Here is a 10,218-nt window from a genome sequence, read left to right as displayed (position 1 = left end):
ACAAAAGCCGCTACCAGCTGGTGGCGGGCGCACATTTGACGTGGTTATTCTTGATCCACCAGCCTTTGCCAAAACAAAGAGTGCGGTCAAAGGAGCTATGCGGGGATATAAAGATATCAACCTGCACGGAATGAAGCTTGTGAATGAGGGTGGCTATCTGGTGACGGCAAGCTGCTCGTTCCATATGCGGCCGGAGCTGTTTCTGGATACGATTAAGGAAGCGGCGGCTGATGCTGGGAAGATCCTTCGTCTGGTAGATTGGAGAGCAGCCGGCAAGGATCATCCCCAAATTTTGGGCGTGGAGGAAGGCCATTATTTGAAATTCGCTATCTTTGAGGTGCGCAGTCAGAAACAGCTGTAGGAGTCAAACACAGTCTACCGCCTTTTAGATGGTTAAATAAGTAAAAGAGGCCCATGTAATGTATATATCAGTCCTGTAGAGAAGGCATGCATCAAGCCAACCTGCGGGACTGTTTGTTTTTTGAGGAAGGATGCATGCTGTAAAATGGCAAACGTACGTTCTTTTCTCCCTTGCCTCGTGTGCTATACTGTTTAGTAGAATGTTGTTCCTTGGAAAGGAGGCTGCATCATGTCGGTCCGTTTGTTGATTGGCCGCTCGGGCAGCGGTAAAAGTACGTTAATCCGTCATGAAATGACGTCTATGCTACGCGAGCAGCCGCTAGGTAAGCCTATGCTGCTGCTTGTGCCGGAGCAATCGTCATTTGCTTCCGAGCATGCGTTGCTTACAGAAGCCGGAAACGGTGTTCAGGGGTCGGTGCGCGCCCAGGTGATGGGATTTCATCGTCTTGCTTATTTAGTCATGCAGGAAACCGGAGGTTCAGCGCTGGTGCCAGTGACAGAAGAGGGCAAGAAGATGCTTTTATATAAAATTATTCGTCGTCGCAAGGATGAACTGAGTCTGTTTAAGGACTCGGGTGACCAGCTTGGCTTTGTGGATCGGTTGAATACGCTGTTTACGGAGCTGAAGCAGTACGGGAATGATACCCGGTCTGTACCTGAGCAGTTAGAGCGTATGAATAGCGCAGGGGAGTCAACCCCGATTTTACGCAGTAAGCTCAAAGATATCAGCTTAATCTATGAGGATTTTGAACGCGAGCTGTCACTTAGATTTATTGACGGTGAGGATACGCTGCGCATGCTGGCAGAACAGATTGCCGAGTCTTCTATTGTCCGTGGAGCAGATATTTGGATGGATGGCTACCGCAGGTTTACGCCGCATGAATATAAGGTGGTGGAACAGCTTATGCTGCACGCTTCTTCGTTGACGGTGGCGCTGACCTGCAACCGCACCTATGAGAGCGGACAGCTTCCGCATGAGCTGGATTTGTTTCATCCGCCAGCAGCTACCTATGTAAAGCTTAAAGGAATGGCGGACGAGCTTATGCTGGAGACGCAGACATTATTATTGCGCCCAGACCCAGTGCCGAGATTTAAGGAGCGTCCGGCGTTGGCATATTTGGAGGCACATTTTGAACATCGCACAGGATTTCGGATGCGGCAGCAGCAACGGGAGCAGTGGGCAGAAAAACAGCCGGAGGGCATAAAGCTGTACGCTGCCGCCAATCGTCGTGCAGAGCTGGAAGGGGCCGTACGCGAAATGCGCCGCCTGGCCCGTGATGAGGGTGCGCGTTATCGGGAAATGGCTTTATTTGTACGTCATATTGAAGATTATGAGCCGTGGGTGGAGCCGATATTCAAACAATATGAGGTTCCGGTATTTCTGGATCAGCGGAGAAATATATTGCACCATCCCTTAGTGGAAATGATTCGGGCTTCGCTGGATATTGTCCAGCGGCGTTGGCGGTATGAGGATGTATTCCGTGCGGTCAAAACAGATCTTCTGCTGCCGTTGGATGGTCGGGTTAGCCGTGAGGACATGGACCGTCTGGAAAATTATGCACTGGCCTGCGGAATACAAGGCAGCCGTTGGACAGATGGACGACCGTGGCAGGCTGTTCCCAGCCTGTCGCTGGAACTGGAGGAGCAGGAGCGGAATCGGCAAAGAGATGAGACATTAGATTTGATGGAGCTATGCCGTGATGTGATCGTGACGCCTTTACGTGCGTTTGAAAAACGTCTGGGGAAGGCCCGCACAGCACTTGAAAAGTGTGAGGCAGTATATCTTCTGCTGGAGGATGCAGACATCGGTCATAAGCTGGATGTCTTTATTCATCAGGCTGAGGAAGCCGGAGATCCTGAGCAGGCCAAGGAGCATCGTCAGGTATGGGATGCAGTGCTTGAGCTGCTGGATCAGATCGTCGAAATGATGGGTGATGAGAGACTGGATACCTCTTTATTCGCGGGGGTACTGGAGACGGGCTTGGCTGAGTTCCGTATGGGGCTTGTGCCGCCGGCACTGGATCAGGTACTTGTCGGCAACACGGATCGTACACGTGTAGCTGGCATACAGCATGCCTTTGTGCTCGGTATGAACGAAGGTGTGATGCCGGCTGTGTTTCATGAGGACGGCGTGCTGAATGAGCAGGAGCGTACCGCTTTGAACGAACGAGGCGTAGAGCTGGCACCGGATATGACAAGACGTCTGTTGGATGAACGCTTTCTCGCTTATTCGGCTCTTACATCCCCTGGCAAAAGCCTGTGGATGAGTTATGCTGTGACCGATGAAGAAGGGAAGTCGCTGCTGCCATCAGAGTTGGTTCGCCATGTCCGGCAGCTGTTTCCCGGTCTGGAAGAACGTCCACTGGCTGGATACCCTCTGCCTGCGGATGACTGGGCGACGCAATGGGAGTATGCTTCCCATCCGTCCGAGGCTTTACCGCAGCTCATAGCACAATTGCGGCATTGGCGGCGTGGCGGTGATATTTTATCTCCTTGGTGGGATGTATACAACTGGTATGCCAGTCAGGAAGGGCGTGAGAAGGACAAGCTGCGGCAGCTGCTGACCTCTCTTTTTTACGAAAACCACGCCGAATTGCAAAAGGAAACGAGTCACCGTCTGTACGGCAGCAAGCTGCGTACCAGTGTATCCCGGATGGAACGTTTTGTCGCATGTCCGTTTTCGCATTTTGCCTCTCACGGTCTTCGTTTGAAGGAGCGTCAAATGTATCGCCTGAAGGCACCGGATATCGGACAATTGTTCCATGCAGCGCTTGGAGAGATGGCGATCAATCTGCGGGCAAGAAACATAAGCTGGGGGAGTCTCAGCACGGAGGAGTGCCGTCAGGAGGCGGAAACGACAGTGGAGCGTTTGGCTCCTCGCCTGCAAGGCGAGATTTTAATGAGCTCCAAGCGCTATGGCTATATTTTACGCAAGCTGAAGGATATTGTGAGCCGTGCTTCATTGATTTTAGGTGAGCATGCGCGTAGAGGCAGCTTTGAGCCGATTGGGCTGGAGCTGGACTTTGGACCGGGCCAACCGCTTCCGCCCCTGACCTTTCGGCTGGATAACGGCGTTGTCATGGAAATTGTCGGACGAATTGACCGTGTGGATGTGGCAGAGGGAGAAAAAGGTTTGCTATTGCGGGTCATTGATTACAAGTCCAGCCAAAAGGATCTTAAGCTGCATGAGGTGTACTATGGCTTGTCCCTGCAAATGCTCACCTATCTGGACGTGCTGTTAAATGCGGCAGAGGAATGGTTGGGCGAAACGGCCTATCCGGCGGGGACGCTATATTTCCACGTTCACAATCCGATGTTGCAGTCGCCTAACGGCCTTAGTGCAGAACAGGCTCGTCAGGAGCTTTTGAAACGCTTCAAGATGAAGGGGCTATTGCTGGCGGATCGAGACGTAGTTGGGCAGATGGATACGGCACTGGATAAAGGGTATTCCTCCATTTTACCTGTTGCGGTGAAAGCAGATGGCAGCTTTTACAGCAGTGCGTCCGTTGCTTCACCGGAACAGTGGGATCGTCTGCTGACTTCGGTCCGTAACAATATTCGAACGATTGGAACACGGATGACAGAGGGCGATGTGGCCATTGAACCTTATCGTATTCAGCAGGAGACGGCATGTACGTTCTGCTCGTTCAAGCCAGTTTGCCAATTTGACGATAGTTTGGAAGGCAGTGGCTACAATCAATGGGGTAAGCCGGGTAAGGATCAAATATGGAATCTACTGGGTCATACACAGGAAGAGAAAGGAGGAATGGACCCATGATAGAAGCTTCTAACACGAAAAGCATGCTCAACACAAAAGGCATACCGAAGCCGGAAGGCAGCATGTGGAGTGATGACCAGTGGCGCGCCATTTCGGAATCCGGAAACAACATGCTGGTGGCCGCAGCGGCGGGATCTGGCAAAACAGCGGTGCTTGTAGAGCGTATTATTCGCAAAATCGTCGATCCCCAGCTCGGTTTCAGCGTGGATCGGTTGTTGGTGGCGACCTTTACAAAGGCCGCAGCTGCCGAAATGCGTCAACGGATACGAGAAGCGCTGGAGCGCGTGCTGGAACAGGAGTCGGAAAGTGAGCATGTACGCCGCCAGCTGTCGTTGCTGAATCGGGCCTCGATTACGACGCTTCACTCTTTTTGTATGGAGGTCATTCGCAGGCATTATCAGGCCATTCCCCTGGACCCCGGTTTTCGGATTATGAATGAGCATGAGACGGAATTGCTCCGACAGGAGCTGCTGGAAGAGCTGTTTGAGGAAAAATATGAGACTCATGATGAAGGCAGCACGTTCCGCAGGCTGGTGGACTGGTTTAGTGGAGAACGTACCGATGATGCGATGTATGTGCTTGTCCAGCGGCTGTATGATTTTTCTCAAAGCCATCCTTGGCCGGAGCATTGGTTGAGGGAGACAGCAGCAGCGTTTCGTGTACAGGATGTGGCCGCTTTGGGAGAGACTTCTTGGGTTCGCAGCATTGTGGCGGATGCCAAGCTTTCCCTGCGCGGAGCCGCAAGCTTACTGGAACAGGCGCATGAAACTGCGATGCAGCCCGGCGGTCCTGCACCTTATGCAGCAACGCTGCAAGAGGATGCGGCGATGGTGAAGGGATTGCTGCAGGAGTTGGAGACACAGCCGTGGGCGACCCTGTATGATCACTTTCAACTGGCGTCCTTCGGCAAGCTCAAGCCGGTCAAAAAAGATCAGACCGAGCCTGCATTGCAGGAACGGGTCAAGCAGCTGCGTGAGGCAGCAAAAAAAATGATTACAGATATGAAAGCTTCTCTGTTCGGCAGGAGAGCGGGAGCCTATTTGGAGGAATTGCACGCAGCGGCTCCCTTGATGGACGAACTGGTAGAGACCGTCATTGCATTCGGTGAACGATTTCAGCAGCACAAGCAGTCTAAAGGGCTGGTGGATTTCGGGGATTTGGAGCATTATTGTCTTAAAATATTGCGTCATCCTGATTCTACTCCGGATAGCTTGCTGCCTTCGGACGCTGCGCTTGAATACAAGGCGCAATTCGATGAGGTTCTGCTGGATGAATATCAGGATACGAACACTGTACAGGAAGATATCGTCAGGCTGGTTTCTCGCGAGGAACCGGGTAACCGTTTTATGGTAGGAGACGTGAAGCAGAGTATATACCGGTTTCGGCTGGCAGAGCCGGGTCTGTTTTTGAATAAATATCAACGATATGGCAGGCAGGAGCAGGAAGATGGCCTTTTGATTGATTTGGCGCGTAATTTCCGCAGTCGGGAGGAAGTTGTCGATGCGGTCAATTTGGTGTTCCGTCAGATTATGAGCGTTGATGTGGCTGAAATTGAATATGATGAACGGGCTTGGCTGGTACACGGCGCATCCTATCCCGAGCAGACGGAGAAAGATGCTGCATCTGCCTACGCACCTGAGTTGCTGCTAGTTGATAAAGGCGGGAAAGGTCTTTCGGATGCATTGGAAGAAGCTGAAGCAAATGATGAGTCTGCTGTACAGGAAAACGAATTGGCCGAGCTTGCTGAGCTGGAAACGGCGCAGTTAGAAGCGCGTGCGATCGCGCAACGGATTAAGGAACTGACAGGAGATACGGGACAACCACTGTTGATTTACGACAGAGGTTTAAAAACGATGCGCCCGGCAGTCTACGGTGATATCGTCATTTTGCTTCGTTCAGCCAGCGTGTGGGCTCCTTTAATTGTGGAGGAACTGCGGCTTGAGGGCATTCCGGCTTCCGGGGAGCAGACGACAGGCTTTTTCAAGGCAACAGAAGTTGAGGTGATGTTGTCCTTACTGCATATTATTGATAATCCGCAGCAGGATATCCCGCTTGCATCTGTGCTTCGTTCGCCAATTGTGGGCTTGACCGAGGACGAGCTGGCTCAAATTCGGTTACAGAAGCCTGACGGACTGTTTTATGACGCTTTGCTGACGGCAGCAGAGGCCGCCCCACTTGAGGAGAGAGAAAATGTGAGCTCCGCTGACATCATGGAGCCGGACCTTTTCACCGAGGACTCGCTCTCTTCATTTGAATTTAGTGATAGAAATAACGGAAATACGTTGTCTACCCGACTACGTTCATTTTTGCATAAATTGGAAGCGTGGCGGAAGGAAGCCAGACAAGGCAGCTTAAGTGAGTTGATTTGGAATTTGCTGGAGGAAACGGGATATCTGGATTGGGTAGGCGGTCTGCCTGGCGGCTCACAACGTCAAAGCAACTTGCGGGCGCTGTATGACCGGGCCAGACAATATGAGACTTCAACGTCTAACCGTGGATTGTTCCGATTTCTGACCTTCATTTCCCGTTTGCGGGAGCGAGGCGGTGATTTGGGTTCCAGCAGTGGTGGTACAGAGCCCGATCAGGCCGTTCGTATTATGACCATTCATAAAAGTAAAGGACTTGAATTCCCTGTTGTGTTCATTGCCGGGACGGCTAAAATGTTCAATCAGCAGGATCTGAACGCGCCGTTTCTCATGCACAAGGAGCTGGGGTTTGGTCCCAAATATGTGGAGGAGCAAAATCGGGTCAGCTACCCAACGCTGCCTAATTTGGCGATTCGTCGACGCTCCCAGCTAGAGTTATTAGCTGAAGAAATGCGGGTGTTATACGTGGCGCTTACACGTCCACGCGAAAAGCTTATCATGACCGGAACGGTGAAGGACCTCGCTTCACGCGCAACAGGCTGGGCACGTGTCAAAGAGCATACCGAAACCGTCCTGCCAGACTATATGCTGGCGGCAGGCCGCAGTTACCTGGACTGGGTAGGTCCCGCTTTGATTCGCCATCCTTCTGCTGCTGCATTGCGGGAAGCGGCGGGCGTTCAAGCTGGATATTTTCACAGATTGGAGCACATGCCAGGGGCAGACTGGCTTTTTAAAATTGTGGCTTCGGAAACTCTTTCAGGCTCCGGTGTGAGCTTGACCCATGAGGAAGAGATATCAGGCGAGGATCGCCACAAGAAAACGGAAGCGCTGAGAAATGCACAGCCGATTGACGTGAACGCAAAGAGTGAAACGGATATGGCCGCAGCTCTTTCCTGGACCTATCCGTATGAACGGGCAGGCAAGACGGCAGCCAATACGTCGGTTACCGAGATGAAAAGATGGCTGGAAATGCAGGAGACTGGAGCGGAAGATTGGCTGAATCTATCTGCCTCCCAACTAGCAGAGTTACCGGAGGATCAAAAAGATTCTCACACAGGGGGCAATGCATTACATCTGCGCAGACCCAGGTTTATGGGAAATCAACGTCTGACTCCAACGGAACGTGGAACGGTGTATCATACGCTGATGCTGCATTTGCCGCTGGATGGGGTGATGAGCGTCGAAGTTATTGAGGAAACCAAGGCCCGTTTGCTGAATCAACGCATATTGCTGGAGATACATGCGAAGGTGCTGGATACGGACAAAATATTGCGCTTTTTCACCAGTGAGCTGGGTGGCAGAATGCTGGAGGCATCCCATGTTCAACGTGAGCTTCCGTTTACTTATACGATGCGGGCAGCCGATTACTGGAACCACAGCCTGCCATCCATGTTGCCAGCACAGGAAACACAGAAAGCAGGTTCGGAAGGCGGTCAGGACGATAAAGTGCTGATGAACGGGATTATTGACTGCCTGTTTGAAACTTCGGAAGGACTTGTGCTGGTAGATTATAAAACAGATCGGGTATCGGAGTACCGTACGCTATCTCATTTAACGGAGCAGTATCGTTTTCAATTGGAGCTTTACGCCCGCGTGATCGAAGAGATTACAGGAAAAAAGGTTGCTGAGAAATGGTTGTATTTTTTTGAGGCTGGAGAGAATGTGCGGCTGTAGTTATGTACTAGAGGGAGGAGGAAGAGCATGCGGATTTTGCATACAGGTGATTGGCATTTGGGTCGCACTTTGGAAGGACGCAGCCGTTTGAAGGAGCAGGAAGCGTTTTTGGAAGAATTGGCGAAAATGGCTGACGATCAGCAGGCAGATTTAATTATGATGGCTGGAGATGTGTACGATTCTGTTAATCCTTCGGCGGCAGCCGAGCAGTTGTTTTATGAAGCATCTGCCCGCCTTACGGCTGGAGGAAGGCCCCTGGTCGTTATTGCGGGCAATCATGACCAGCCGGAAAGGGTATCCTCGGTCACGCCGCTGGTAAGCGGGCGCGGAATTACACTGCTGGGACTACCGAGCGGAAAGGCGGTGCAGGTTCATACACCGCGAACGGGTGAAATGGCATGCATCGCAGCCCTGCCGTATCCCTCCGAGTCTCGTCTGAACGAGCTGCTATCTGAGGACGGAGATGAAACGGTATTGCGCGAGGCATATAGCCGCCGAGTGGGTTTATTGATGGCACAGCTGGGTACAGCGTTTCGGCCTGACACCGTTAATTTGTCGATGAGTCATATTTATGTGCTCGGCGGGCTGGAATCAGACTCGGAACGTCCGATTCAGGTCGGGGGAGCTTATACAGTCGATCCGTCAGCGCTGAGCATCGGGGCGCAATATACAGCTCTGGGTCATCTGCATCGTCCCCAATATGTGAAGGGAGACGGACTGATGCGTTATAGCGGCTCTCCGCTGGCATATAGCTTTTCCGAGGCAGGACAGGCCAAATCGGTTACGTTGATTGACGTGGTTGCTGGCAAGCCTGCACAGGTCGAGGAGCTGTATATTACCAGTGGACGTCCATTAGTGAGGTGGCGCGCACGGGGTGGCCTGGAAGAAGTATACCGCTGGTTGGACGAAGGGCTGGATACGGATGCCTTTATTGATCTGGAGATTACGCTGGACGAAGCAATGTCGATGGGGGATATTCAGCGGCTGCGCAAAAGCCGTGAAGGGATTATTCACATTCGTCCAATGTATCCGGAAATGGCTGCGGCTCAACTGGGGCATCAACGATCAGAGCTGCCGGTTCATGAGCTGTTCCGGGCCTTCTATCAGCGGCAGACAGGCGGAGCACAGCCGGATGACGGATTAGTTCAGCTATTTCTGGAACTGGTGGAACAGGATAATGCAAGGGACCACGCTGAGGAGGATGATGCATGAAGCCGATTCTTCTGAAATTGGCGGGGCTGCAAAGCTATCGGGAGCCGCAGGAAATTCGTTTTGACGAGCTGACTGAAACCGGATTGTTTGGGATTTTCGGCCCCACCGGCAGTGGTAAATCAACGTTGCTTGACGCCATTACGCTGGCTATGTACGGTAAAGTGGAGCGAGCGGTGAACGGTACTCAAGGCATTATGAATCATGCTGAAGATACGTTGTCTGTTGCATTTACGTTCGAATTAATGTCAGCCCAAGGGCCTCGCCGTTATCGTGTAGAACGACGTTTCAAACGCGCCGGGGGTGTATCGGTGAATAATACGCTCAGTCGTTTTATTGCATGCACGGACGACGGCGAGGAAGTGCTTGCTGACAAGGTGCAGGATGTGACGCGCTGTGTGGAGGAGTATATCGGCCTGAAAATGGACGATTTTACACGTGCTGTCGTATTGCCGCAGGGAAAGTTTGCGGAATTTTTGTCCTTAAAGGGCAGTGAACGCAGGCAGATGCTGCAGCGTTTGTTCCATCTGGAAAAATACGGCGATCAACTCGCACAAAAGCTCAGCCGTCGTGTGAAGGACAATGACATGGCACTGAAAGAGCTGGAGGCGGAGCAGCAAGGTCTGGGAGACGCGAGTGCTGAAGCGCTTGAACAGGTGGAGCTGCGCCTCAAAGCAGCGGTTGCCCATGCAGAGACTTCACGCCGTGAGTTGGAGCGTGTTGCTAGCGAGGCGGAAGCGCTGAACAAAATCCGCGAGCTGGTCATGGAGCGCAGCCGCCGGGCGAAGGAGCTGGACCAGCTGGCTGCCCTGGAGCCAGCTATTGCTTTGC

Annotated in this window: 4 protein-coding genes and 1 pseudogene; all 5 read left to right on the top strand. The window is 52.3% G+C overall.

Annotation, left to right across the window (positions count from 1 at the left end; translation table 11 throughout):
• A pseudogene (locus L693_RS27960) lies at positions 1-361 on the top strand (class I SAM-dependent methyltransferase); the annotation flags it as partial.
• Between the two features lie 228 nt (positions 362-589).
• The gene (addB, locus tag L693_RS0110315) at positions 590-4,138 is read left to right on the top strand and encodes a helicase-exonuclease AddAB subunit AddB (RefSeq protein ID WP_025717189.1); all 3,549 of its coding nucleotides are present in this window, start codon (positions 590-592) and stop codon (positions 4,136-4,138) included.
• On the top strand, positions 4,135-8,178 hold the full coding sequence (gene addA / locus L693_RS0110310; protein ID WP_025717188.1) for a helicase-exonuclease AddAB subunit AddA: 4,044 nt from the start codon (positions 4,135-4,137) through the stop codon (positions 8,176-8,178). The genes addB and addA overlap by 4 nt, the downstream gene beginning before the upstream one ends.
• A gap of 27 nt (positions 8,179-8,205) precedes the next feature.
• Complete coding sequence (locus L693_RS0110305) at positions 8,206-9,390, top strand: exonuclease SbcCD subunit D (RefSeq protein ID WP_025717187.1); 1,185 nt, start codon at positions 8,206-8,208, stop codon at positions 9,388-9,390.
• Positions 9,387-10,218: AAA family ATPase (locus L693_RS27955; RefSeq protein ID WP_155983806.1), on the top strand; the 832-nt coding region annotated here is incomplete at its 3' end. The genes L693_RS0110305 and L693_RS27955, both read left to right, overlap by 4 nt.

It is taken from the genome of Paenibacillus sp. 1-18, from assembly GCF_000520755.1.
In the GTDB taxonomy this organism is placed as follows: Bacteria; Bacillota; Bacilli; order Paenibacillales; family Paenibacillaceae; genus Paenibacillus; species Paenibacillus brasilensis.
This window is presented reverse-complemented; position numbering and strand designations above follow the sequence as displayed.